Below are 24255 nucleotides of genomic sequence, written 5' to 3'. Positions count from 1 at the left end.
CTTTGACGGCTTCGTTGAGGATTCCGCATTACAGCAATGCCTGCCGTTCGGGATGCAAAAAGTGCCCCGGATAGAATCCGTTGCTGCACCGCAGCACCCGTTTCGGTTGCCTCATTCAACGATGATTTCCCCCACAGCCAAAGAAATCTTCATCCAGGGCATCACCCACGATGGCCGGACCTTCCGCCCCAGCGACTGGGCCGAGCGGCTGGCCGGCGTGATGTGCTCTTTCCGTCCCGGGGGCGCCTACCCGGGCAGCCACCTGAGCTACTCGCCCTGGTGCGTGCCGACCACCATCAACGGCATCAAGTGCGTGGTCGTGAACCGCGCGCTGCGCGATGCCGAGCCCATGGCCTGGGACTTCTGCGTCAACTTCGCCAAGGACAACGATCTGCAGGTGGCCGAAGCCTGCCTGGTGCCCGACGCGCCGCCGCCGAAGGCCTGAGCGGCCCCGGTTTCGTCTTCTTCAGAAGCGATCGGACATGAAAAAACCGCCCGAAGGCGGTTTTTTACACTTTGCTGCAGCGCACCCCGATCAAACGGCGGACCGGAGAATTCCGATCCGGGCTTGCCTGACAGGTGTCAGGCGGCGGCCTTTTCAGGCGCGAGGGCCAGGGCCTTGACCTTGGCCGACAGGCGGCTCTTGTCGCGGGCGGCCTTGTTCTTGTGGAAGATGCCCTTGTCGGCGACGGTGTCGACGATGCTCTGGGCCTTCGCGAAGAGTTCGCTTGCCTTGGTCTTGTCGCCGGCCAGGACAGCCTTTTCGACGTTCTTGACCGCGGTACGGTATTTGGAGCGCAGCGAGGTGTTCGCGGCGTTGAGCTTGACGTCCTGGCGGACGCGCTTGCGGCCCGATGCAAGGCGGGGGTTCTTTTTCTTGGGCTTGGCGGATGCCATATTTAATGTTCCTTAGGTGTCTGAGGATGATGCAGCAAAGCCCTCGATTATAGGCCGGGTTGGCTTTTCCCCCGAATCGGCCCGCCCGGGGCGGTTTTTCAGGCGCTTTCGGGGCCCTACACTCGCCCCCGTGTCCCTGCTCAAATCCGCCTCCACCGTCTCTCTTCTCACCCTCGCCTCGCGGATCACGGGCCTCGTGCGCGATGTGCTTTTTGCCTCGGTGTTCGGCGTGAGCGCATTGACCGACGCCTTCAACGTCGCCTTTCGCATCCCCAACCTGTTCCGGCGCGTCTTCGGCGAAGGCGCCTTCAGCCAGGCTTTCGTGCCGGTGCTGGCCGCGCGCAAGACCGAAGGCGGCCAGGAGGCCGCCAAGGAACTGATCGACCATGTCGCCACGCTGCTGACCTGGACCCTGTTCGTGGTGTGCGTGGCCGGCGTGGTCGGCGCGCCGCTGCTGGTGTGGGCCATGGCCAGCGGCCTCAAGGGCTTCGATGCGGCCATCGTCATGACGCGCTGGATGTTCCCCTACATCGGATTCATGTCGCTGGTGGCGCTGGCGGGCGGCATCCTCAACACCTGGCGCAAGTTCGCGGTGCCGGCGGCGTCGCCGGTGCTGCTGAACATTTCGCTGATCCTTTCCATCGTCGTCGGCGCGCCGCTGTTCCGGCGCTACGGCATCGAGCCGATCTATGCGCAGTGCGTGGGCGTGCTGGCCGGCGGGGTGCTGCAGCTGGCCCTGCAGATCCCGGCGTTGCGGGCGCTCGGCCTCATGCCGCGCGTCGGCGCGAGCTTCAAGGCGCTGGGCGCGGCCTGGAAAGATCCCACCACCCGCAAGGTGATGAAGCTCATGCTGCCCGCCCTGCTGGGTGTGAGCGTGGCGCAGATCTCATTGCTCATCAACACGCAGATCGCATCGCACCTTGCCGAAGGCAGCGTGACCTGGGTGGTCAATGCCGACCGGCTGATGGAATTCCCGACCGCGATGCTCGGCGTGGCGCTCGGCGTGGTGCTGATGCCGCAGCTGGCCAGCGCCCGTGCCGCCAAGGACGACGCCCGCTACTCGGCGCTGCTCGACTGGGGCTTGCGCCTCGTGGTGCTGCTCTCGGCGCCGTGCGCCATTGCGTTGCTGCTTTTTGCACAGCCTTTGGTGGCCGTGCTGTTCCACAACGGCGCCTACACCGGCGACGACGTGCGGCGCACCACGCTGGCGCTGATGGGCTACGGCGTGGGGCTGGTGGGCATCGTGGCCATCAAGATCCTCGCGCCCGGCTACTACGCCAGGCAGGACACCCGCACGCCGATGCTGATCGCCGTGGGGGTGCTCGTGTTTACCCAGGTGCTCAATTTCTTCCTGGTGCCGCTGCTGCAGCATGCGGCGCTCACGCTCACCATCGCCATCGGCGCGCTGGTCAATGCGATCTGGCTGCTGGTCGGCCTGATGCGGCGCGGCAGCTACAAGCCGGAGCCCGGCTGGGGCAAGTTCACGCTGCAGGTGCTGGCCGGCACGCTGGTGCTGGCGGCCTTGCTGGTGTGGGGCGCGAACCATTTCGACTGGATCGGCCTGCGCGCGCAGCGCTTGCAGCGCATCGGGCTGCTGGCCGCACTGGTCGCGGGCGCCGCGCTGCTCTATTTCGCCGTGCTGACGGTCGTCGGGGTGCGACTCAAGAGTTTCATGCGGCGTTGAGCCGCTGGCAATACGCGTGTGTCCTGCCTTGACGCTCCCCGGATGCTCCTCTAAAAAGACACATGACGTTCACATTTCAGGTCCCCACCGCACTGGAATATTTCGAGTCGCTGGTCCGCAGCGATGACCAGTTTCCGCTGCTGGAAGCGGCAGCCAGCCTGGCGCAGGACGAATACCCCGAACTCGACGTCCAGCAGGTGCTCGGCGACGTCGACCAGCTCCTGGCCCGCCTCAAGCGCCGCCTGCCGGCCGATGCCGCGCCGCTGGCCCGGCTTCGGGCGCTCAACCAGTTCTTCTTCAACGACCTGAATTTCGGCGGCAACGTCAACGACTACTACGACCCCGACAACAGCTACCTGAACGCCGTGCTGCGCACCCGCCGCGGCATCCCGATCTCGCTGGCGGTGCTGTGGATGGAGCTGGCCCAGGGCCTGGGCCTGCAGGCGCGCGGCATCGGCTTTCCGGGGCATTTCATGCTCAAGGTCACGCTGCCCAAGGGGCAGGTGGTGATCGATCCGTTCACCGGCAAGTCGCTCTCGCGCGAAGAGCTGGGCGAGCGCCTGGAGCCCTACAAGCGCAGCAACGGGCTGGTCGGCGACTTCGACGTGCCGCTGGGCCTTTACCTGCAGCCGGCCAGTTCGCGCGAAATCATCGGCCGCATGCTGCGCAACCTGAAGGAAGTGCATCGCGCGCAGGAAGACTGGCAACGCGCCATCGCGGTACAAGACCGCCTCGTCGCGCTGCTTCCCACGGCCTGGGGCGAGTACCGCGACCGCGGCATCGCGCATGCCGAACAAGGCAACACCGCACTCGCGGTGCGCGACCTGGAGGTCTATCTGGCCAACGCCGAGGACGCGCTGGACATCGACGTCATCGCCGAGCGCGTGGCCGCCCTTCGCCGCACGGCCAGCTGATGGGCGCCAAGGCCGGTGGGCGCGGCGAGGCCGGCGAAAGCGCGGCGCCCGACCTGGGAACCCTGCACCAGTTCCACGGCGTGCAGCCGGTGCTGCCGGTGTCGGACGTCACGCGCGCCGCGCGCTGGTTTCGCGACGTGCTGGGCTTCGAGCTCGATTTCATCGCCGGCGAACCGCCCAGCTACGCGCGGGTGAAAAAGGGCGACCGCAGCTACGGCGACCCCGTCTACCTGCGCCTGTGGCAGTGCAACACCCGGGGCACGGCCCCCTGGCGCGGCGAAATCGTGATTCATGTGGGCCAGGACATCGACGGCCTGCACGCCGCCTATGTGAAGCGCGGCGTGACCGTGATCGAGCCGCCGGTATCCCAGCCCTGGGGCCTGCGCGAATTCGCGATCCGCGAGCCCGACGGGCATGTGCTGCGCTTCTGCGGCTACCTGCCCTGAAGTCTGACGCACAAATTTACAACTGGACCGATGCGTCCGTGTCGATCCGCACTCCGCTCGCGCGACGTGTGTACAGGAGCAGGCAAATCCAGCCGCTCCCGACTTCATCAATCTTCAGGAGAAAGCACATGCGATTCATGATTCTGGTCAAGGCCAGCAAGGATTCCGAAGCCGGCGTGATGCCCAGCACCGAACTGCTCACCGAGATGGGCAAATTCAACGAAGAACTGGTCAAGGCCGGCGTGCTGCTGGCTGGCGAAGGGCTGCATCCGAGTTCCAGGGGCGCGCGCGTGCGGTTCGAAGGCCCCAAGCGCACCGTCATCGACGGCCCTTTCGCCGAAACCAAGGAACTGCTTGCCGGCTTCTGGCTGCTGCAGGTCAAGTCGAAGGAAGAAGCCATCGAGTGGATCAAGCGCAGCCCCTTCCAGGAAGGCGAGATCGAGATCCGCCAGGTGTTCGAGGCCGCCGACTTCGGCGACGCGATGACGCCCGAATTGCTGGCGCAGGAAAACCGCCTGCGGGCCGAGGCCGAGCAGCAAGGCAAGACCGGCCGCTGACCCCCGCGCGCTCAAGGAGAAAACACCATGCGATTCATGATGCTGATGATTCCCCACGGCTACGAAACCGCCGCGCCTGGCACGATGCCTGAAGACCTCGAGGCGATGACGGCCATGATGGCCTACAACGAATCCCTGCAGAAAGCCGGCGTGCTGATCAGCTGCGACGGCCTGCATCCGCCCTCGATGGGCGTCCGCGTGAGCTTTGCGGGCAAGAAGCCCAAGGTGGTCGACGGTCCGTTCGCCGAGGTCAAGGAAGTGCTCGGCGGCTACTGGGTCATCGAGGTCGCCTCGCGCGCCGAGGCCATCGAATGGGCCACGCGCTGCCCGGGCGGCGAGAACGAGGTCATCGAGGTACGGCAGATCCAGGAGCTGGAAGATTTTCCATCCGACCTGCAGGCCGTGGCCGAGAGTTTCCCGTCGATGCAGACGGTGAAGAAGTAGGCAAGGCCTCCTGGTCTTCCCGCGCCAGCCGCATCCCCACCAGCGTGTAGCGCGTGTCCGGCGCGTTCCAGTTGCGGTAGGAAGACCGTGCGTAGAAGGGCCATGTGTGCCAGGAACCGCCGCGGCGCACACGCACCGTGCCGTCGGCGGGGCCCTGCGGGTCGTCCCGCGGCGAGCGCGCGTAGTATTCGTCGCCATGCCCATCGGCCACCCACTCCCAGGCGTTCGGTGCATGCCAGCCGGCGGCGAAGGCGCCATCGAGTGAGCACCGGACACCCGTCGGCCATCCACCGCGCCATCGACGCCGTCTGGCGCATGGAGTCGGCCCGGATCATCGCCACCGTCGCCCGCATGGTGCGCGACGTGGGCCTGGCCGAAGAGCTGGCGCAAGATGCGCTGGTTGCCGCCCTCGAACAATGGCCCGATGCCGGCGTGCCCGACAACCCCGCCGCCTGGCTCACGCAGGTGGCCAAGCACCGGGCGCTCGACCGCCTGCGCCACGGCCAGCTGGCCGACCGCAAGGCGCCCGAGATCGGCCGCGAACTCGACGCTCGGCACGAGATGGCGCAGGCCGACTTCATTGAAGCGGTCGATGCGGCGCTGGACGACGACATCGGCGACGACCTGCTGCGGCTGGTGTTTACCGCCTGCCACCCGGTGCTCTCGACCGAGGCGCGCGCGGCGCTCACCCTGCGGCTGATGGGTGGCCTCACGACCGACGAGATCGGCCGCGCCTTCCTCGTGCCCGAAGCCACCGTGGCACAGCGCATCGTGCGCGCCAAGCGCACCCTGCGCGAAGCGCGCGTGCCTTTCGAGGTGCCGCGCCGGCACGAGCTCCAGGCGCGGCTGGCCTCGGTGCTGGAGGTGCTCTACCTGATCTTCAACGAAGGCTATTCGGCCACCGCCGGCGACGACTGGATGCGCCCCGCGCTCTGCGACGAAGCCATGCGCCTGGGCCGCATCGTGGCCGAGCTGGTGCCCAATGCGCCGGAGGTGCACGGCCTGGTGGCGTTGATGGAAATCCAGGCCTCGCGAACAGCCGCGCGCGTGGGTGCATCGGGCGAGCCGGTGTTGCTGCTGGACCAGAACCGCGCGCGCTGGGACCCGTTGCTGATTCGCCGCGGCCTGGCCGGCCTGGCGCGCGCCGAAGCATTGGGCGGTGCGCTCGGCCCGTATGCGCTCCAGGCCGCCATTGCCGCTTGCCACGGCCGTGCGCGCACCGCGGAAGAAACCGACTGGCCGCGCATCGCCGCGCTCTACGACGCGCTGGCCGCGCTGTCGCCGTCGCCCATCGTCGAGCTCAACCGCGCGGTCGCGCTTTCGATGGCGTTCGGGCCGGCGGCGGGGCTGGAGGTGGTGGATGCGCTCGGGGACGAGCCGGCGCTGCAGGGCTACCACCTGCTGCCGACGGTGCGCGGCGACCTGCTCTTCAAGCTCGGCCGGCGCGACGAAGCGCAAAAGGAATTCCGGCGCGCCGCCGGGCTCACGCGCAACACGCGCGAGCAGGCGTTGCTGCTGGCGCGCGCGAAGGCCTGTGCGGCCTGAGCCTTCAGGCTTTCAGCGGCGCGCTCGCCTCGGACGGCGAGCCCGGCAAGCCGAACTGATGCCACGCGCGGCGCAGTTGCGTGTCGGAGCCGAAGCCCGACAGCTCCGCGGCCCGCGTGACGCTCGCGCCCGAGGCCAGCGCCAGCTGCGCGGCCGCCAGCCGCAGCCGCCGCAGGTAGGCCAGCGGCGCCACGCCCGCGTGCTCGACGAAGAGCCGCGTGAGATGCCGCGCCGAGGTGTGGGCCACGTCGGCCATGCGCGGCACGCTCCAGTCGGCCTGCGGCTGCTCGCTCACGGCGTCCTGCACACGGTGCAGCGCCGCATGCAAATGGTTGCGATAGGCCAGAAAGGGCGACAGCTCCGGGTCGTGCGGGCCGCGCCGCAGGGCCACCACCATGGTCTGCGCGACCTGCGCCGCGAGCGCTTCGCCGCATGTCTGGGCGATGCGGTGCAGCACCAGGTCGATGCCGGTGGTGACGCCCGCGCTGCTGTAGAGCGGCGGGTCGACCACGAACACGCGGTTGCTCACCACGTCGCAGCGCGGCTCCACCGCGCGCAGCTCTTCCAGGTGATGGTGGTGCGTGGTGGCGCGACGTCCCGCCAGCGCACCGGCATGCGCCGCGAGCACCGCACCGGCGCAGATGGTCACCAGCTCGACGTGTCCGCGCTCGAAGCGCTGGCCGCGCAGCCAGTGCAGCAGGTCCTGCGTTTCGGGGTTGTCGATGGCGATGGTGTGGCCGGCCAGGCCGACGAGCACCACCCAGGCCGGGCCGTTCCATTGCGTGGGCAGCGGCGCGAGCCCGGCGAGGGTGATGCCGACCGACGCGGCGGAGGTCGGCCGCGGGCTCGCGAACTCGATCACGAAGCGCTCGGGCTGGCCCGATGCGAGCAGCCGCTGGTTGGCGATGCGCAGCGCTTCGGCGGGCCCGGCCCAGTCGAGCACCAGGCTGCCGGGCAGCAGCACGAAGACTACGCGGATGGGGTGCTGGGGCTGCTGTTGCGGGTCCATGCGTAGTCCATCTGGCGGGCGGTGCGCTCGGCCAGCGCCGTTCCCGCGAGCCGCTCGACCAGGTGCAGGCTCATGTCGATGCCCGCGCTGATGCCTGCCGAGCTGACGATGCGGCCGCTGTCGACCCAGCGCACGTCGTCGCGCACGTCCAGTGCCGGGAACTGTTCGCGCAGGTCGGCGATGTCTTCCCAATGCGTGGTGACGGCTTCGCGCGTGACCACGCCGCTTTTTGCGAGCAGAAAGACGCCGGTGCAGACCGAGGCGACGAGCTGCGCGCCGGCAGCGCATTCGGCGATCCAGCGCAGCGTGGCGTTGCTGGCCATCGGGGCATCGACCACGCCGCCGGGAACGATCAGCACATCGGCCACCGGGTTGCTTGCGATGGTGCGGTCGGCCAGCAATCGCAGGCCGGCGCGCGCCTGCACGGGTTGGCCGGCTGGCGCGAGCGCGACCGACGCGACCTCGAACGGCGCCGGCGTGCCCGGCTGCATGCGCTGGCTGACTCGGCTCGCGGTGGTGAACACCTCGAAGGGGCCTGCGAAGTCCAGCGCCTCGACGCCGTCGTAGGCCAGGATCAGCACGCGCAGCAACAGCGTGCTCACTGGTGCACCCTTGGCGCGGCGCTCATGCCGCCGCGCCTGCGCGTTCGAGCGCCTGCGCCACGCTGCAGACGGTGGCGAAGCGCCCGTCCAGCACGGCCGCCGTGCGCGCCTTGATGTCGGCGGCCGACAGCGGGCGACCGTCCGGCTGCACCATGTCGAAGGTCAGGGTGGCGTCGGTCACGTAGTCGACCTGCCAGCCCAGGTCGGACGCGTGGCGCGTGGTGGTTTCGCAGCACTGTTCGGTGCGGATGCCGCTCACGATCAGCCGGCCGATGCCGTTTTCGGTGAGCCACACGTCCAGCCCGCTGTTGACGAGCGCGCTGTGGCGGTGCTTGGTGAAGGTGGCCGCGGCCTCGAACGGCGCGAGCCCCTCGATGGGATGGACGTGGCCCGATTCGACGGCAAACGGGTTGCTCGCGTCGCTGGGCGCATCGACATGGAAGACCCGCACGATGGGCAGGCCGGCCGCGACGGCGCCTTCGATCAGCGCGTTCTGGGCGGTGAAGTAGGGCGCCGCGACGCTTTCGTTCCAGTACGCGCGCTGGCGAAACGATTCCTGGGCGTCGATCACAATCAGACAGGTTTTCATGGCGGTGGCTGGCGCCCGGAGGCGGAGTGGATGATGCCGCGTATTCTTGAGCGCCGCCAGCCTTGCGGTCCGTGCCGAAGCGGACCAGAACCGATCAGATCAGGACATCGGGCCCTAGACCAGTGCCGCCGCCTGCAGTTCTTTTTTCAGGTACGCGTAGAACAGCGGCGCCGCCACCAGCCCCGCCGGCCCGAACACCGCCTCGGCCACGAACATCACCGCCAGCAGCTCCCACACGCTCATCTTGGTCCGGCTGCCGACCACCTTGGCGTTGATCACGTACTCGGCCTTGTGGATGAGGATGAGGAACATCAGGCAGGCCAGCGCGGTGACCGGCGACACCGACAGCGCCACCAGCGTGATCACCGAGTTGCAGACCAGGTTGCCCACGATCGGCACCAGTCCGGCCACGAAGGTCAGGGTGATGAGTGCCGGCGTATAGGGCAGCTCCAGGCCCCACAGCGGCATCAGGAACAGCAGGAAGATGGCGGTCAGGAGCGTGTTGAACGCGGCAATCCAGAACTGGGCCGCCACGATCTGGCCGAAGGCCTCGCCGAAGATGGTCACGCGCCGGTGCAGCTGATCGGCCAGCGGCCGGCGCTGGACCGGCGCCGGGGCGATGGCGGCCAGCCCGCCGACGATCAGCCCCACGTAGGCGAACAGCAGCGCGCCCAGCCAGGCGCGGCCCGCCATGGCCAGCGAGCCGGCCTGAGCCCGCAGGTAGTTGGCCACCACGCGCTGCACCTCGGCCGCGCCCTCGGGCAGGAACACGGCAATGTCGTGCGGCAGCTTGAGCCGCAGTTCCAGCACGGTGCGGGCGGTGTAGTCGAGCAGCTCGCGGTACTGGTCGGGCGCGTCGATGATGTACTCGCGCGCCTGCGACAGCCCGATGGTCAGCAGCGCGATCGGTCCGACCAGCACGAGCGTGAACGCCAGCACGCCCGCCAATCCGCGGGCGCGGCCGCGAAGGAACCGGGGGCGAGACAGAAGGCGCTCCAGCAGCCGGGCGAACCAGCGCGTGGCGAGGAAACCGATGCACACGCACAGCAGGCCCGGCAGCAGGTGCTGCCACATCACCAGCATCAGCGCGGCGGGCATCAGCAGGTAGCTGGCCAGCACCACATTGCGGGAGGCGGGCTGGGGTCGGACGGTCACGGGGGCGGTGGGCAGCGGCTTGGCCATCCTGTGTCGCGTGCTTTGCTTGGGGGGAGGGCGGTCAGCCGACGACCACGGCCGCGCCGTCGCCGCGTTCGGCGATCACGCCGATCTCATGCACCGATTCGCCCGCTGCGCGCAGCGTGGCGGCGCAGGCGGCGGCCTCTGCCGCATCGATGACCACCACCATGCCGATGCCGTTGTTGAAGGTGCGGTTCATCTCGATGTCGTCGATGCCGGCAACCTTCTGCAGCCAGGCAAAGAGCTCGGTCTGCGGCCAGCTGCCCTTTTTCAGGTGGGCGGCGGTGCCCTCGGGCAGCACGCGCGGAATGTTTTCGAGCAGGCCGCCGCCGGTGATGTGGGCCAGCGCCTTGATCGGGTGCTTGCCCAGGGCTTCGAGCACCGGCTTCACATAGAGGTGGGTGGGCGCCATCACGGCTTCGCGGAAGGGCTTGCCGTCCAGCGTGGCGGGCAGGTCGGCCCCGCCTTGCTGGGCGCGTTCGATCACCTTGCGCACCAGGCTGAATCCGTTGGAATGCACGCCGGCCGAGGCCAGGCCCAGCACCACGTCGCCGGGCTTGACGTTCTGGCCGGTGAGGATCTTCGACTTTTCGACCGCGCCGACCGCAAAGCCCGCCAGGTCGTATTCGCCGGCCGGGTACATGCCGGGCATTTCTGCGGTTTCGCCGCCGATGAGCGCGCAGCCGGAGATTTCACAGCCGCGGGCGATGCCGCTGATGACGGCGGCGGCGGTTTCCACGTCCAGCTTGCCGCAGGCGAAGTAGTCCAGGAAGAAGAGGGGTTCGGCGCCCTGCACCAGCACGTCGTTGACGCTCATGGCCACCAGGTCGATGCCGACGGTGTCGTGCATGTTCCATTCGAAAGCCAGCTTGAGCTTGGTGCCCACGCCGTCGGTGCCGCTCACCAGCACCGGCTCCTTGTAGCGCTTGGGCACCTCGAACAGCGCGCCGAAACCGCCGATGCCGGCCAGCACGCCTTCGCGCATGGTCTTTTTCGCCAGCGGCTTGATGCGGTCGACCAGGGCGTCGCCGGCATCGATGTCGACGCCTGCATCCTTGTAGCTGAGCGGGGTGGGCGTGGGGGAGGTCATGGGTGTGCGAAAGCGAAGAAAGAGCGAAGAAGAAGCGAAGAACGGGCCGTCAGGCGCCCAGGCGGTGGAGGCGCCGGCAACCGAAGCGGCCGGGCCGATAGAATTCCTGTTGATTTTAAGGGCCCCAGCGGCCCCCTCCATGAACCTTCCCGGGATGAAACAGCTCGCGCTCGATATCGGCATTGCGACGGGCCCCAGCTTCGACGCCTTTTTTGCCGGCCCCAACGAGGCGGCGCTGCGCCACCTGCAAGTGTGGGTGGGCAGCGCCGGCAACAGCACCGCGCTGCACTCGCCGGTGCCGACCTACCTGTGGGGCGAAGGCGCCAGTGGCAAGACCCATCTGCTCGAATCGGTGCGTGTCGCACTGCGCGAGCAGGGCGCCAGCGTGGGCTGGCTGCATGCCGGCGTCCTCGAGCCGCCCGAGTTCGACGAGCGCTGGGGTGCCGTGCTGCTCGACGACGTGCACCTCTACACCGCGGTGCAGCAGCACGCGGCCTTCAACTGGTTCGTCAACGCCCAGACGCTGCAGCGCGGCGTGGTCGCCGCCGGCGCCCTGCCGCCGGCCGACCTGCCGCTGCGCGAAGACCTTCGCACCCGGCTGGGCTGGGGCCACGTGTTCCATTTGCAGGTCCTGAGCGAGAGCGAACGCCGCGCGGTGCTGCGCCAGGCGGCCGACGCACGCGGCGTGATGCTGTCCGACGACGTGCTCGACTACGTGCTGCACCGCTTCAGCCGCGACCTGGGCAGCCTCATGGAATTGCTCACCCAGCTTGACGGCTACGCCCTCCAGACGCAACGCGCGATCACCATCCCGTTGATCCGATCCATGCTCGAAAACGAATAAGAAGAGCTTTCACAACCAATGATCAAGAATTTCATCGACAAGCTGCTGGGCAAGAACGCCGGCGGCACGCAGGGCAAGAGCCGCTTCGGCAAGCGCCGGGAGGTGCCGGCGGAGGTTCACAAGATCGATCCGGCCCTGGTCGACGAACGCGCGCGGAACGTGGTCACCACGCTCCAGCAGGCGGGGTACGAGGCGTACGTGGTGGGCGGCGCGGTGCGCGACCTGCTGCTGGGCCTCCGGCCCAAGGACTTCGACGTGGCCACCAACGCCACGCCCGAGCAGGTCAAGTCGCTGTTTCGCCGCGCCTTCATCATCGGCCGGCGCTTTCGCATCGTGCACGTGGTGTACGGCCGCGGCCGCGAGCATGAAGTGATCGAGGTCTCGACCTTCCGTGCCTACATGGACAGCGCCGCCGCCGAGCAGGTGACCGGCAACGAGCGCACCAGCAAGGGCGAGCTCGCAAGCATGAAGCACGCGGTGGACGCCAGCGGCCGCGTGCTGCGCGACAACGTCTGGGGCCCCCAGGAAGAAGACGCGGCGCGCCGCGACTTCACCGTCAACGCCATGTACTACGACCCGGCCAACCAGGTGGTGGTCGACTATCACAACGGCTTCAAGGACGCCCAGAAGCTCACGCTGCGCATGATCGGCGACCCGGTCACGCGCTACCGCGAAGACCCGGTGCGCATCATTCGCGCGATCCGCTTCTCGGCCAAGCTTGCCGGCCTCGGCTTCAAGATGGAAGCCAAGACCGCCGCGCCGCTGATCGAATCGAGCAAGCTCCTGGCCGACGTGCCGCAAAGCCGCATGTTCGACGAGATGCTCAAGCTGCTGCAGACCGGCCATGCCATTGCGACCATCGAGCAACTGCGCAAGCTGGGGCTCGCCACCGGCATTTATCCGCTGCTGGACGTGGTGGTCGAGCGCGCCGACCAGCCCTTCGTGCAGGCCGCCTTGCAGGACACCGACCGCCGCGTGGGCGAAGGCAAGCCCGTGGCGCCCAGCTTCCTCCTGGCCTGCGTGCTGTGGGCCGACGTGCGCGACGGCTGGGCCCAGCGCCAGGAAGGCCGCCACGGCCAGCGCCCGCAGCCGCCGTTCCCGGCGCTGCAGGATGCGATCGACGACGTGTTCAATTCGCGCATCGGCGACGTCTCGGGCCGCGGCAAGCTGGCTGCGGACATGCGCGAGATCTGGATGATGCAGCCGCGCTTCGACAAGCGCACCGGCTCCACGCCCTACAGCCTGGTCGAGCAGGCGCGTTTCCGCGCCGCCTTCGATTTCATGCGCCTGCGCGCCGATGTGGGCGAGGTCAGCGAGGCGATTGCCGAGTGGTGGCAGGAATTCGGCACCGCCGACGATGTGCGCCGGCAAGACCTGCTGGAGCAGGTGCGCGACGAGCAGAAGACCCGGCAGCGCGTGCGGGTGCGCGAGACTCCACCGCCGGCCAAGCCGCGCAGCGAGCCGGCGGGCCGGCAGCGCCTGGGTGAGGCCGATGGCCAGGATTCGGCGCAGGACGACGAGCTCGAAGTCGAGGCCGGCGCGGTCCCGCCGGACGGCGAAGCCGCCGCGCCGCGCAAGCGCAGGCGCCGCCGCAAGCCCCGCACCGGCGGTGAAGGCGGCGGCAACGCCGACGGCGCATGAGCACCGCCGACCAGCCGAAGGACGGCAAGAGGAGCCCCGCCAAGCCCACGCCCAAGCCGAGGGACAAGGCCAAGCCGGCTTCTCCATCCCGCGCGGGTGGTGCCAGGCCGCCGCCGGGCGGCGCCAGGAGCGGCCCGCCCGGGGGAGCGCCCGCACGCCGCGGCCCGGCCCGAGCCCCCACGAGCCGCCCCCGCGGCCCGCGCGAGGACTACCCCACCGTGCAGGCCTTCGTCGCCATCGGCGCCAACCTGGGCGATGCCGAGGCCTCCGTGAAGGCCGCCATGGCCGCCATCGGCGCGTTGCAGCGCACCACGGTGACCGCCCGTTCGTCGCTCTACCGCAGTGAGCCGGTGGATGCCGAGGGGCCTGATTTCGTCAACGCCGTGGTGGCCGTGCGCACCGGCCTGGACGCCGAGCAGTTCCTCGTGGCGTTGCAGCGCCTGGAAACGCAGGCCGGCCGCGAAAGGCCGTTTCCCAATGCGCCGCGCACGCTCGATCTCGACCTGCTGATGCACGGCAATTCGGTGGTCGACACGCCCACGCTCACCCTGCCGCATCCCCGCATGCGCGAGCGCGCCTTCGTGCTGAAGCCGCTCGCCGAAATCGCCCCCGACAAGGTGCCGCGCGCGGCGCTGGCGCGCGTCACCGGCCAGGTGGTCAAGCGCATCGTCTGAAGGCTGCGTCTGCCGGCTTGATGGAGGGGGCTTCGGCGCCTTCAAGGCCGGGCCGGCCGGATCGGGCCCGCGCGCCCGTTAAACTTCGCGGGTTTTTCACGAAGGCGTCATCAAAGTGTGATTGGCGCATCCCAGGAGTTTTGATGTTCGGCAAGCTGCTGCCCCGCGAGGGCAATTTTTTCGAGATGTTCAACCAGCACGCCGAGCGCATCGTGGAGGCGGCCAGAGCTTTCGAGCAACTCGTTGCCAACTACAACGACGTGCACCTGCGGGAGCAATACAACCGCGACGTCGACAACGCAGAGCGCGCGGCCGACCGCGTGACGCACGACGTCAACCGGCTGATCCACAAGACCTTCATCACGCCCATCGACCGCGAGCAGATCCACAAGCTCATCAACACGATGGACGACGTGGCCGACCTGATCCAGGACTCGGCCGAGACCATGGCGCTGTACGACGTGCGCCACATGACCGACGAGATCGTGCGCCTCACCGCCCTGAGCGTGAAGTGCTGCGATCGCCTGAAGGACGCAGTCAAGTTCCTCGGCAAGATCGCCGACCCGGCCGTGGCCGAGGCGGTGCTCAAGACCTGCGAGGAAATCGACCGCCTCGAATCGGATGCCGACCGCGTGATGCGCAGCGCCATGAGCAAGCTGTTCCGCGAAGAGCCCGATGTGCGCGAGGTGATCAAGCTCAAGGCGATCTACGAACTGCTCGAGACGATCACCGACAAGTGCGAGGACGTGGCCAACGTGATCGAGGGCATCGTCCTCGAGAACTCCTGAGCGGGTAGCAACCGATGGCAACGGTTCAGGTCGCCCTCTGGGTGGTGATAGTGCTGGTCGTGCTTGCGATCCTGTTCGACTTCATGAACGGGTTCCACGACGCGGCCAATTCGATCGCGACGGTGGTTTCCACCGGGGTGCTCAAGCCGGGACAGGCGGTGGTGTTCGCGGCCTTCTTCAACCTGATCGCGATCTTCGTCTTTCATCTGAGCGTGGCGGCCACCGTGGGCAAGGGCATCGCCCATCCCGGCGTGGTGGATGTGCACGTGGTGTTCGGCGCGCTCATCGGCGCCATCAGCTGGAACCTGGTCACCTGGTACTACGGTATTCCGAGCAGTTCCTCGCATGCGTTGATCGGCGGCATCGTGGGCGCGGTGATTGCCAAGACCGGCACCACCGGCCTGGTGGCCTCGGGCATCTGGAAGACGGTGGCCTTCATCTTCGTGTCGCCGCTGCTCGGGTTCTTCCTGGGCTCGCTGATGATGATCGCGGTGGCCTGGGGCTTTCGGCGCGCCACGCCGTCGCGCGTGGACCGGTGGTTCCGGCGGATGCAGCTGGTGTCTGCCGGGGCCTACAGCCTGGGCCACGGCGGCAACGACGCGCAGAAGACCATCGGCATCATCTGGATGCTGCTGATCGCGACCGGCTATGCCTCGGCGAGCGATTCGACGCCGCCGACCTGGGTCATCGTGAGCTGCTATGTCGCGATTGCCATGGGCACCATGTTCGGCGGCTGGCGCATCGTCAAGACGATGGGTCAGAAGATCACCAAGTTGAAGCCCGTGGGCGGCTTTTGCGCCGAAACCGGCGGCGCGCTCACGCTGTTCCTGGCAACAGCGCTGGGCATTCCGGTGTCGACCACCCACACCATCACCGGCGCCATCGTCGGCGTGGGCTCCGCGCAGCGTGCAAGCGCGGTGCGCTGGGGCGTGGCGGGGAACATCGTGTGGGCGTGGATCTTCACGATCCCCGCCTCGGCCTTCGTGGCTGCGATCGCCTACTGGCTCAGCATGCAGCTGTTCTGACGGCTACTGCGAGATCTTTCGGCCTTCTTCGATCTGGTGCTCGAAGTAGCGCTGGAAGCTGAACACGATGCTGGCCATCAGGATCGTGCTGCCGAAAAAGAGCGACATCACGACCGCGCCGATGGTGAACCAGTTCGTCTGGCCCGGCCTGGCATCCGCCGGCGCGCTGGTGTTGAAGCGGGCATTCCATTTCTCGGGCGTCATGAGGCCATAGACGATGGCCGTCAGGGCGCAGCCCGCAATGGTGAAGCCCAGCAGCGGGATCAACGCCCAGCTCAGGCCGTCGTCCACGCCGTACATGCGCACCCGCTCGATGCCGTAGACGCCGAGCGCCGTCGGAATGGGCAGCAGCCAGCCCAGCCAGTCGCCCATGCCCCGCAGGTAGAAGCGGTGCAGCCCCAGAGGGCCGCCGAGGAAGGATAGCCAGGCGGCGGTGGTCTTGTTTTTCATTCGGGTTTGGTGGTGCTGCCTTCGCCGAGCACTTTTTCCATCAGGACCACGTCGCGCCATTCGCCGAACTTCCAGCCGCAATCCTTGAGCACGCCCACATGCGTGAAGCCCTGGCTGCGGTGAACGCCGACGGAGCCGACGTTGGCCGAGTCGCCGATCACGGCAATCAGTTTGCGCACGCCGACCGCTTCGGCGGCCTGGGAGAGCGCCGACAGCAGTTGGGCGCCGAGGCCCTTGCCGCAGGCGGCCTCGGAGATGTAGATCGAGTCTTCGGCAGAGAAACGGTAGGCCGGCCGCGGCTTGAACCAGTTGCAGTAGGCAAAGCCCAGCACCTCGCCGTCTTGCTCGGCAACCAGGTAGGGCAGGTTCTTGCCGAGCACGTCGGCACGGCGCGCGGCCATGTCGGCGGCGGACGGCGCCTCGGTCTCGAAAGTGCCCGTGCCGTGCAGCACGTGGTGGGCGTAGATGGCGGTGATGGCAGCGATGTCGTCATCGATGCTGGGACGGATGGTGAGGGGCATGCGGTGGAAAAGCGACGAAAAGGAGACGGAAAGGGGTCGTAAAAAGACGGCGCGGCGCCGAAAACTCGGAGGAAACGCGCAGCGGGCTATAATCGCAGGCTTTTCAGCGTGTCGCTGGCCGGGTGGCCATGTCGCGTGTCTCGACGCTGGAAGAACATTGTGACCGAGCCTTCTCAGCTAGAAAATCTAGAGATGGGGCTTGTTGCACCACCCAAGGATAAATCATGGTCGTCATTCGACTCTCCCGCGGCGGCTCCAAAGGCCGTCCGTTCTTCAACATCGTCGTGTCGGACAAGCGCGTTCGCCGCGATGGTCGCTTCATCGAGCGCCTGGGTTTCTACAACCCGACCGCCAAGGAAAACGAAGAAAGCATCCGCATCGCCCAGGACCGCCTGACCTACTGGAAGAGCGTTGGCGCGCAAGCCTCGCCCACGGTCACTCGCCTGATCAAGCAAGCTGCAGCCGCAGCCCCCAAGGCGGCAGCCTAAGCGCCGACACGGCGATGTTGCCCGCACTCGAAGCCGCCGCATTGCCGGCGGACGCGATCGAGGTAGGCCGCATCGTCGATGCATGGGGCATCAAGGGCTGGTTCAAGGTCCTGCCCCACAGCGCCCAACCCGAGGCGCTTTTTTCTTCCAAGCGCTGGTTCCTGCAGGCTCCCGGAGCTGCTGCGAACGCCGCCTTCCGGCTCGCGATCCGCGAAGCCAAAGAACATTCCGACTGGGTCGTCGCATCGTCCGAAGACGTGCCAGACCGCAACGCCGCCGAGGCCTTGCGTGGCGCGCGCGTTTTCGTGCCGCGCTCCAGTTTCCCCACCGCCGGCGACGATGAGTACTACTGGGTCGACCTGATCGGCCTGTCGGTGGTCAACCGCGAAGGCGTGACGCTCGGCGCAGTGCGCGAGCTGCTGGCCACCGGCCCGCAGACCACGCTGGTGCTCACCGCCGAAGAAGACGGCAAGACCGTCGAGCGCATGGTGCCTTTCGTCTCCGTCTTCGTGGACAAGGTCGATCTGGCCGGCCGTCTCATCACGGTCGACTGGCAACCTGATTTCTGACGGGGCCTCGCGCGCATGCGCTTCGACGTCCTCACGCTCTTTCCCGAACTGTTCGCGCCTTTCATGGCCAGCGGCGTGACGCGCCGCGCCTACGAATCCAATCAGGTCGAAGTGGTGCTCTGGAATCCCCGCGATTTCGCGCAGGGCAATTACAAGCGTGTGGACGACCGCCCATTTGGCGGCGGCCCCGGCATGGTGATGATGGCCGAGCCGCTCACGGCGTGCCTCGATGCGGCGCTGGCCGCTCGCGGGGCGGATGCGCCGGTCGTGCTGTTTTCGCCCATCGGCGAGCCACTGCGCCACGAAGCGGTCGAGCGCTGGTCGGCCAGCGAAGGCGCGGTGCTGGTGTGCGGCCGCTATGAAGGCGTCGACCAGCGCTTCATCGACTTGCGCGTCACCCATCAGATCAGCCTCGGCGATTTCGTGCTCTCCGGCGGCGAGATTGCGGCGATGGCGCTGCTCGACGCCGTCGCTCGCCTGCAGCCGGGCGTGCTCGGCGACGAAGCCAGCCATGTGCAGGACAGCTTCAATCCCTCACTCGACGGCCTGCTCGACTGCCCGCACTACACCCGGCCTGAGCAATGGAGCGGGCAGGGCGTTCCGGCGCCCTTGCTCTCGGGCCACCATGCGCAGATCGAGCGTTGGCGCCGCGACCAGCGCCTGGCCATCACGGCTGCTCGCCGCCCTGAATTGATCGCCGCGGCCCGCGCCGCCGGTCGGCTGGACAAGGCCGATGAGGCCGTGCTGAAAAAAAAGCTATAATCTCGGGCTCCCCGATCCTCTGCCCGGCCGCGCCTGGCCTTTTGCACCGTGCGGTGCAAATGCCAACAAACACCAACGGCGCCTTTTGTGTAGCCCGACACGATCGAACATCAGGAAATCATGAACCTCATCGAAACCCTCGAGCAGGAAGAAATCGCCCGCCTCGGCAAGAAGATCCCCGATTTCATGCCCGGTGACACGGTCATCGTCAGCGTGAACGTCGTTGAAGGCACCCGCAAGCGCGTGCAGGCCTACGAAGGCGTCGTGATCGCCAAGCGCAATCGCGGCCTCAACAGCGGCTTCACCGTGCGCAAGATCTCCAGCGGCGAAGGCGTGGAGCGTACGTTCCAAACCTACAGCCCGCTGATCGCCGGCATCGAAGTCAAGCGTCGTGGCGATGTGCGCCGCGCCAAGCTGTACTACCTGCGCGAACGCAGCGGCCGCTCGGCACGCATCAAAGAAAAGCTGCCCGGCAAGTCGAACGCAGCATCGGCCGCCAAGTAAGCCGCCGTCCTGCAGTGCAAAAAGCCGCCGCTCTGGCGGCTTTTTGCGTTGTTGCCGCAGCTCGAAGACAACTTTTGATTTTTCCGCTCTACTCGTTCAACCTGGCTCCGGTACCTTTCAGCTCTTGACCACTTCACCCACTCTCCTGCAGGCCGATTCCGTCGAACCCGTCAATGCCGTGGTGCCGCCCACGTTGATGCAGTTCGACCCGCGCAACGCGCCGTTCGTGGTCGGGAGTGACGGGTTGCAGGCTGTCGCTGCCGAGCAACTGACGGCGCAGGCACTGCGAGCGCGATTCGCGTCACCGCCCGACTGGACGCCCGAGTTGCGCCTGGAGCCGCGCATGACCGACCGCGCACCCGCGCAAGCCGCCGTGCTGGTGACGATCGTGCAGCGCCCGCAGGGTGCGACCGTGCTCCTGACCGAGCGCACCGCGCATTTGTCGACGCACTCGGGCCAGGTCGCGTTCCCGGGGGGCCGCGTAGACCCCGAAGACGCCAACATTGCAGCCGCCGCCTTGCGCGAGGCCTGGGAAGAAGTCGGCCTCTCGGCGCAATACATCGAAGTGCTCGGCAACCTGCCGACCTACACGACGGTCACCTCCTTCATCGTGACGCCGGTGGTCGCGCTGGTGCAGCCCGACTTCGAACTCACCATCAATCCCCACGAGGTGGCCGACGCCTTCGAGGTGCCGCTCGCGTGGCTGATGGACCCGGCCAACCACCGGCACCACACCGTGCCCGCGCCCGACGGCACCCGGCGCCAGTGGTACTCCATGCCCTACCAGGACGGCCCCGACGAGCGCTTCGTCTGGGGTGCCACGGCCGGCATGCTGCGCAATCTTTACCGCTTCCTGAGCGCCTGAAGCTTCAGGCGCCCTCGCTATCATCGAAGGATGAGCTTCTTTGCCATCCTGTGCGCGTTGCTGATCGAGCAAGTGAGGCCGTTGGGTCCTCATAACCCTGTGTACGCCGCTGTTCTCGGGTGGACCCGCTGGACCAGCCGAAACTTCGACGCAGGCAAACCCCATCACGGATGGATCGCCTGGGGGCTCGCGGTTTTTCTGCCCACGCTGGTGGCGCTTGGCGTGCACTGGCTGCTGGTGCTCACGCTCGGACTCCCGTTTGCGGTGCTCTGGAGCATCGCGGTGCTCTACGTCACGCTGGGGTTCCGGCAGTTCAGCCATCACTTCACCGACATCCGCGATGCGCTCGACGAGGGCGACGAGCCGCTCGCGCGCTCGTTGCTCGCGCATTGGCAGGGCGTCGATGCCGCCGATCTCAAGCGCAGCGAGATCGTGCGCCATGTCATCGAGCATTCGGTCATTGCCGCGCACCGCCATGTGTTCGGCGTGCTGGCCTGGTTCTCGGTGCTTGCCGCCATCGGCCTGGGGCCGGCGGGTGCGGTGTTCTATCGCATGAGCGAGTTCGTCGCCCGCTATTGGGCCCACAAGAACGGCGCCGCTGTGCAGCCTTCGAGCGTCTCGGTGCAGCAGGCCGCCCGGAGCGCCTGGCACGGCATCGACTGGCTGCCCGCCCGCATCACCGCGCTGGGCTTCGCGGTGGTCGGGAGCTTCGAGGAGGCCATCGACTGCTGGCGCAACGATGCACGACGCTTCCCGAACGAGAACGACGGCGTGATCCTTGCAGCCACGTCCGGCGCGGTCAATGTGCGCCTGGGTGGCGGCGCGCTGAGCCCCATTCCCATCTCCGATCCATTGCCGCGCGCCCAGGCCGGCGAGTCGCTGGCCGATGGCCGCCCTGCCGACAGCGGCAGCACGCCGGGACGCGAACCCGAGCCTGCTCATCTGCGCAGCGTGGTCGGCTTGGTCTGGCGCTCGGTCGTGATGTGGATGGTGCTGCTGGCCTTGCTGACGCTTGCGCGCCTGCTGGGCTGAGCGACCGGCTGAACCGAGTGCGATGACCGCCGCAGTGCCGTCCTTCTGGAGCCCGCGCATCGGTGCGCTCGAGCCCTACGTGCCCGGCGAGCAGCCGCGCATCGCCAATTTGGTCAAGCTCAACACCAACGAGAACCCTTATCCACCGTCGCCGCTCGCGGTCGATGCGATCCAGCAGGCGGCTGTGAACGGACTGGAGCGCTATCCCGATCCAACGTCGCTCGCGCTGCGCGAAGCGGTTGCCGAGCGGCATGGCCTGAAGGCCGACCAGGTGTTCGCGGGCAACGGGTCGGACGAAGTGCTGGCGCATGCCTTCTTCGCCTTCTTCCAGCAGTCCCAGCCGCTGCTGATGCCCGATGTGAGCTACAGCTTTTACAAGGTCTATGCCCAGCTCTACGGCATCGATTGCGAACTGCAGCCGGTCGACGAAGGCCTGCGCATCGACGTCCAGGCCATGGCCGCGCGGGCGCGCAGCGGGTGCGCAGGCATCGTCATCGCGAACCCCAACGCGCCCACCGGCATCGGACTGCCGCTGTCGCAGGTCGAAGTGCTGCTCGCCGCTTGTCCCGACCGCGTGGTGCTGGTGGACGAGGCCTACGTCGATTTCGGCGGCCAAAGCGCGCTGCCGCTGATCGAAAAGTATCCGAACCTGCTCGTTGTGCAGACCCTCTCCAAGTCGCGCTCGATGGCGGGGCTGCGTGTGGGTTTCGCTTGCGGCCAGCAGCACCTGATCGACGCGCTGGTGCGCGTCAAGGACAGCTTCAATTCCTATCCGCTCGACCGTCTCGCCACGGCGGGTGCGGTGGCGGCGCTGGAAGACGAGGCGTGGTTCAAGACCACACGCGACAAGATCGTCGACACCCGCGAAGGGCTGCACCTGCAGCTCGAAGACCTGGGCTTCGAGGTGTTGCCGTCGCAAGCCAACTTCGTGTTCGCGCGCCACCCGCGACGCGATGCGGCCGAACTGGCCGCGCTGTTGCGCGAGCGCGCGGTGCTGGTGCGGCATTTCAGGCAGCCGCGCATTGCGCAGTACCTGCGCATCAGCATCGGCACGCGGGAGCAATGCAGCGTGCTCGTGCAGCGCTTGCAGGAGATTCTCAACCTGGGCCCTTGAGGCAAGTCTTCTCGATGTCGACCATTCACACCGATCCGCGAGCCGAGGCGCGCGCATCCTTCTGGCAAGCCTTGAGCGACCGCATCGAGAGCTTGCGCCCTTTGGCCGGCCATGAGCTGGTGAATGCGCTGAACGAGCTGCTGCAGCCCTTCTTCCCGAATCTGGCCGTCGAGGTGATGGGTGATCCGCCAGCTTTCACGCTGGTGCTGACGGCACACGGCGCCAAAGACGAGTTCGAGGACCTCATGGCGCTGGCGCAAAGCGCGCCGGCGTTGCCCCAGATCAAGGTGGAGGCCTTTAGGCAGCGCATGCGCGACGGCTTCAGCATGCGCATGAACAATTTCGAGCTTGCCTGTTCGGACGTTCTCGTGAAGCACGAACCCCACAGGGGGCTGGTGGCGCTGGAAATCGGCTTTGCCAAGCCCATTCCGATGGACATGCGGGACCACGCGCGTCAGATGAGCCTGATCATGCTCGACCACATCCTGGGCGAATACGACTTCGCGGTGAAGGTTGGACCTGTCGACCATGTGGCGCCCGATGCGCAGGCCGGTTTCGAAGGCGTGCCGCTCGATGACTTCGTGCATCTTTTCGATGCGTGCTGGCGTGGGGACCTGGGCCACACCGGCGTGTTCCCCGTTGGCGAGCACGACTGGTCGGGCTTGACCGCCACGCGTACGTCCCAGGACGGCCATGAGGTCGAGGCGGTCGTCATGCGCAACGATGCCGCGAATGCGCTGCTCGGACGTGCGGACCTGGGGCATCGGCTTTCGGCCTCGATTCCCGTCGAATCAGGTGAAGAGCTGGACGAAGCCCGCGTCTACGAGGACCGGCTCTCCAGCCTGCTGCAGACGCACGGGGAGGGCTGCTGCACGCACGTGGTGCTGGAGGAGGGCGTTCGAACCGTCCACTTCCAGGTGGCCGATCCGGAGACTGCCATTGCGCATGCGCAATCGGTGCAGGCGGAGTCCGATTTGCCCGTGACCCTCGGCCTTGTCTTCGATCCGAGCTGGAAGTCGTACCGCACCTGGCTGACCTGAGCACCGGCTGCCGCGCTCCCGTGCATCAGTAGCGCGTCTGGCTCAGCTCGGCGAACAGTTCGCCGTAGATCTTGTGGCGCGATGCGCTGATCGGCCCCGGATGCGTCGGCGTCTCTACATTCGAGAGCACGCCGCAGCCCGGTTCGTGCAGGTGCGTGCAGTTGTAGAACTTGCAGTCGCCGGTGTGCTCGGCGATGTCGGGCATCAAGCCGGCAAGCTGCATTGGCTCGATGTGGTTCAGGCCGAATTCCTGGAAGCCGGGCGAATCGATCAGGCCGGTGGTGCGGGCTTCATCGATCCAGTACCAGGTGGTGCTGGTGGTCGTGTGCTTTCCTGAATTCAGCGCCTGCGAAATCTCCTGGGTCAGCACGGTCGCGCCCGGCACCAGCAGATTGGTGAGCGTGCTCTTGCCCGAGCCGGAAGGGCCGAGCACGAGGGTGGACTTGCCGGACAGCAGTTTCATCAGCGACGCGTAATCCGCCTCGCCCGATGCCCTGAGCGAAAGCGGCAGCACGCCGTGGTGCATGCGCCGATACGGGGCCAGCTTGGCCCAGGCGCGCTCGAAGGGTTCGACCAGGTCGCTCTTGTTGAGCGCGATGATCGGCGTGATGCGTTGGGCCTCGGCCGCAATCAGCGCACGCGCCAGTTGATGCTCGGAGAACTCCGGCTCGGCCGCGATCAGGATCAGCACGTGGTCGAGATTTGCCGCAAAAGACTTGGTGCGGATTTCGTCCTGCCGGTAGAAGAGGTTGCGCCGCGGCAGCACTTCTTCGATGGTGCCTTCGTCTTCGGTGGCCTGCCAGCGCACGCGGTCGCCGACCACGGCCTGGCTCTTCTTGCCGCGCGGGTGGCAGATCAGCCGCTCTCCCATCGGTGTCTCGACAAGGCAGTGACGCCCGTGGCTGGCAACGACCAGACCGTCGTGCAGCGCCTTCCCGAGGTTGTGGGCGCCGGGTGTGGTGGCGGCGCGGCCGGGCTTAGCCAC

At 67.4% G+C, this 24255-nt stretch carries 29 protein-coding genes and 1 pseudogene; 20 read left to right on the top strand and 10 right to left on the bottom strand.

Features of this window, described 5'->3' with window-relative positions; all coding sequences use genetic code 11:
- Positions 1-121: 121 nt before the first annotated feature.
- Positions 122-445 (top strand): DUF3579 domain-containing protein, encoded by a 324-nt coding sequence (locus ABIC90_RS16520; protein ID WP_354355746.1) that lies wholly within the window; start codon positions 122-124, stop codon positions 443-445.
- 137 nt (positions 446-582) lie between these two features.
- Here ABIC90_RS16520 and rpsT read toward each other — a convergent pair whose 3' ends face one another.
- Positions 583-897 carry a 30S ribosomal protein S20 gene (rpsT, locus tag ABIC90_RS16515; RefSeq protein WP_056571937.1) on the bottom strand — a complete coding sequence of 105 codons (315 nt, stop codon included), beginning with the start codon at positions 895-897 and terminating at the stop codon, positions 583-585.
- Positions 898-1027: 130 nt separating this feature from the next.
- On the opposite strand from rpsT, the gene murJ reads away from it, so the two are divergent.
- From murJ to ABIC90_RS16490, 5 genes are all read left to right on the top strand, one after another.
- A complete protein-coding gene (murJ, locus tag ABIC90_RS16510) occupies positions 1028-2581 on the top strand; it encodes a murein biosynthesis integral membrane protein MurJ (protein WP_354355744.1) in 1554 nt (517 codons plus the stop codon).
- Positions 2582-2643: 62 nt separating this feature from the next.
- A complete protein-coding gene (locus ABIC90_RS16505; RefSeq protein WP_354355742.1) occupies positions 2644-3495 on the top strand; it encodes a SirB1 family protein in 852 nt (283 codons plus the stop codon).
- Positions 3495-3941, top strand: a complete 447-nt coding sequence (locus ABIC90_RS16500) for a bleomycin resistance protein (RefSeq protein WP_354355740.1) — start codon at positions 3495-3497, stop codon at positions 3939-3941. Before ABIC90_RS16505 ends, ABIC90_RS16500 begins: the two co-directional genes overlap by 1 nt.
- A 128-nt stretch (positions 3942-4069) precedes the next feature.
- The gene (locus ABIC90_RS16495; protein ID WP_354355738.1) at positions 4070-4498 is read left to right on the top strand and encodes a YciI family protein; all 429 of its coding nucleotides are present in this window, start codon (positions 4070-4072) and stop codon (positions 4496-4498) included.
- 27 nt (positions 4499-4525) lie between these two features.
- Positions 4526-4942 carry a YciI family protein gene (locus tag ABIC90_RS16490; RefSeq protein WP_354355736.1) on the top strand — a complete coding sequence of 139 codons (417 nt, stop codon included), beginning with the start codon at positions 4526-4528 and terminating at the stop codon, positions 4940-4942.
- On the opposite strand, the pseudogene ABIC90_RS16485 reads toward ABIC90_RS16490, so the two are convergent.
- Positions 4845-5168: pseudogene (locus tag ABIC90_RS16485) on the bottom strand (formylglycine-generating enzyme family protein); the annotation flags it as partial. The gene ABIC90_RS16490 and the pseudogene ABIC90_RS16485 sit on opposite strands and share 98 nt — an antisense overlap.
- Positions 5169-5257: 89 nt before the next feature.
- Between ABIC90_RS16485 and ABIC90_RS16480 the strand changes: the two are divergent.
- On the top strand, positions 5258-6487 hold the full coding sequence (locus ABIC90_RS16480) for an RNA polymerase sigma factor (protein WP_354355801.1): 1230 nt from the start codon (positions 5258-5260) through the stop codon (positions 6485-6487).
- A gap of 4 nt (positions 6488-6491) precedes the next feature.
- Here ABIC90_RS16480 and ABIC90_RS16475 read toward each other — a convergent pair whose 3' ends face one another.
- From ABIC90_RS16475 to purM, 5 genes are all read right to left on the bottom strand, one after another.
- On the bottom strand, positions 6492-7496 hold the full coding sequence (locus ABIC90_RS16475; protein WP_354355734.1) for a GlxA family transcriptional regulator: 1005 nt from the start codon (positions 7494-7496) through the stop codon (positions 6492-6494).
- On the bottom strand, positions 7457-8089 hold the full coding sequence (locus ABIC90_RS16470) for a DJ-1/PfpI family protein (protein WP_354355799.1): 633 nt from the start codon (positions 8087-8089) through the stop codon (positions 7457-7459). Before ABIC90_RS16470 ends, ABIC90_RS16475 begins: the two co-directional genes overlap by 40 nt.
- Before the next feature lie 31 nt (positions 8090-8120).
- Complete coding sequence (locus ABIC90_RS16465) at positions 8121-8687, bottom strand: isochorismatase family protein (RefSeq protein WP_354355732.1); 567 nt, start codon at positions 8685-8687, stop codon at positions 8121-8123.
- Between the two features lie 114 nt (positions 8688-8801).
- Entirely contained in the window at positions 8802-9869 is a 1068-nt protein-coding gene (locus tag ABIC90_RS16460) for an AI-2E family transporter (RefSeq protein WP_354355730.1), read from the bottom strand.
- A gap of 34 nt (positions 9870-9903) precedes the next feature.
- Complete coding sequence (gene purM, locus ABIC90_RS16455; protein ID WP_354355728.1) at positions 9904-10953, bottom strand: phosphoribosylformylglycinamidine cyclo-ligase; 1050 nt, start codon at positions 10951-10953, stop codon at positions 9904-9906.
- Between the two features lie 154 nt (positions 10954-11107).
- On the opposite strand from purM, the gene hda reads away from it, so the two are divergent.
- From hda to ABIC90_RS16430, 5 genes are all read left to right on the top strand, one after another.
- Positions 11108-11797 (top strand): DnaA regulatory inactivator Hda, encoded by a 690-nt coding sequence (gene hda, locus ABIC90_RS16450; protein ID WP_354355726.1) that lies wholly within the window; start codon positions 11108-11110, stop codon positions 11795-11797.
- 18 nt (positions 11798-11815) lie between these two features.
- On the top strand, positions 11816-13438 hold the full coding sequence (pcnB, locus tag ABIC90_RS16445) for a polynucleotide adenylyltransferase PcnB (protein WP_354355724.1): 1623 nt from the start codon (positions 11816-11818) through the stop codon (positions 13436-13438).
- Positions 13435-14112: a 2-amino-4-hydroxy-6-hydroxymethyldihydropteridine diphosphokinase gene (gene folK / locus ABIC90_RS16440; protein ID WP_354355722.1), complete on the top strand. Its 678-nt coding sequence runs from the start codon at positions 13435-13437 to the stop codon at positions 14110-14112. The genes pcnB and folK overlap by 4 nt, the downstream gene beginning before the upstream one ends.
- A gap of 140 nt (positions 14113-14252) precedes the next feature.
- The gene (locus ABIC90_RS16435; RefSeq protein WP_354355720.1) at positions 14253-14900 is read left to right on the top strand and encodes a DUF47 domain-containing protein; all 648 of its coding nucleotides are present in this window, start codon (positions 14253-14255) and stop codon (positions 14898-14900) included.
- 14 nt (positions 14901-14914) lie between these two features.
- Positions 14915-15925 (top strand): inorganic phosphate transporter, encoded by a 1011-nt coding sequence (locus ABIC90_RS16430; RefSeq protein WP_354355718.1) that lies wholly within the window; start codon positions 14915-14917, stop codon positions 15923-15925.
- A gap of 3 nt (positions 15926-15928) precedes the next feature.
- On the opposite strand, the gene ABIC90_RS16425 is transcribed toward ABIC90_RS16430, so the two are convergent.
- Positions 15929-16375 carry a hypothetical protein gene (locus tag ABIC90_RS16425; RefSeq protein ID WP_354355716.1) on the bottom strand — a complete coding sequence of 149 codons (447 nt, stop codon included), beginning with the start codon at positions 16373-16375 and terminating at the stop codon, positions 15929-15931.
- Complete coding sequence (locus ABIC90_RS16420; RefSeq protein WP_354355714.1) at positions 16372-16896, bottom strand: GNAT family N-acetyltransferase; 525 nt, start codon at positions 16894-16896, stop codon at positions 16372-16374. The genes ABIC90_RS16425 and ABIC90_RS16420 overlap by 4 nt, the downstream gene beginning before the upstream one ends.
- A gap of 224 nt (positions 16897-17120) precedes the next feature.
- Between ABIC90_RS16420 and rpsP the strand changes: the two genes are divergently transcribed.
- The 8 genes from rpsP (at position 17121) to ABIC90_RS16380 (ending at position 23270) form a co-directional block, all read left to right on the top strand.
- Positions 17121-17384, top strand: a complete 264-nt coding sequence (rpsP, locus tag ABIC90_RS16415; RefSeq protein WP_028248676.1) for a 30S ribosomal protein S16 — start codon at positions 17121-17123, stop codon at positions 17382-17384.
- Positions 17385-17398: 14 nt separating this feature from the next.
- Positions 17399-17953 (top strand): ribosome maturation factor RimM, encoded by a 555-nt coding sequence (gene rimM / locus ABIC90_RS16410; protein WP_354355711.1) that lies wholly within the window; start codon positions 17399-17401, stop codon positions 17951-17953.
- Between the two features lie 15 nt (positions 17954-17968).
- Positions 17969-18715: a tRNA (guanosine(37)-N1)-methyltransferase TrmD gene (trmD, locus tag ABIC90_RS16405; protein WP_354355709.1), complete on the top strand. Its 747-nt coding sequence runs from the start codon at positions 17969-17971 to the stop codon at positions 18713-18715.
- Between the two features lie 120 nt (positions 18716-18835).
- A complete protein-coding gene (rplS, locus tag ABIC90_RS16400; protein ID WP_354355707.1) occupies positions 18836-19219 on the top strand; it encodes a 50S ribosomal protein L19 in 384 nt (127 codons plus the stop codon).
- 124 nt (positions 19220-19343) lie between these two features.
- Positions 19344-20084, top strand: coding sequence for a CoA pyrophosphatase (locus ABIC90_RS16395; RefSeq protein ID WP_436318218.1), 741 nt, complete (start codon positions 19344-19346; stop codon positions 20082-20084).
- Between the two features lie 30 nt (positions 20085-20114).
- Positions 20115-21116, top strand: a complete 1002-nt coding sequence (locus tag ABIC90_RS16390) for a CobD/CbiB family protein (protein WP_354355705.1) — start codon at positions 20115-20117, stop codon at positions 21114-21116.
- 22 nt (positions 21117-21138) lie between these two features.
- Positions 21139-22230: a histidinol-phosphate transaminase gene (gene hisC / locus ABIC90_RS16385; protein ID WP_354355703.1), complete on the top strand. Its 1092-nt coding sequence runs from the start codon at positions 21139-21141 to the stop codon at positions 22228-22230.
- A 14-nt stretch (positions 22231-22244) separates the two neighbouring features.
- Complete coding sequence (locus ABIC90_RS16380; protein WP_354355701.1) at positions 22245-23270, top strand: hypothetical protein; 1026 nt, start codon at positions 22245-22247, stop codon at positions 23268-23270.
- A 25-nt stretch (positions 23271-23295) separates the two neighbouring features.
- Here ABIC90_RS16380 and rsgA read toward each other — a convergent pair whose 3' ends face one another.
- Entirely contained in the window at positions 23296-24255 is a 960-nt protein-coding gene (gene rsgA / locus ABIC90_RS16375) for a ribosome small subunit-dependent GTPase A (RefSeq protein ID WP_354355699.1), read from the bottom strand.

The sequence above is a fragment of the Variovorax boronicumulans genome, from assembly GCF_040544675.1.
GTDB lineage: Bacteria > Pseudomonadota > Gammaproteobacteria > Burkholderiales > Burkholderiaceae_C > Variovorax > Variovorax boronicumulans_D.
This window is presented reverse-complemented; position numbering and strand designations above follow the sequence as displayed.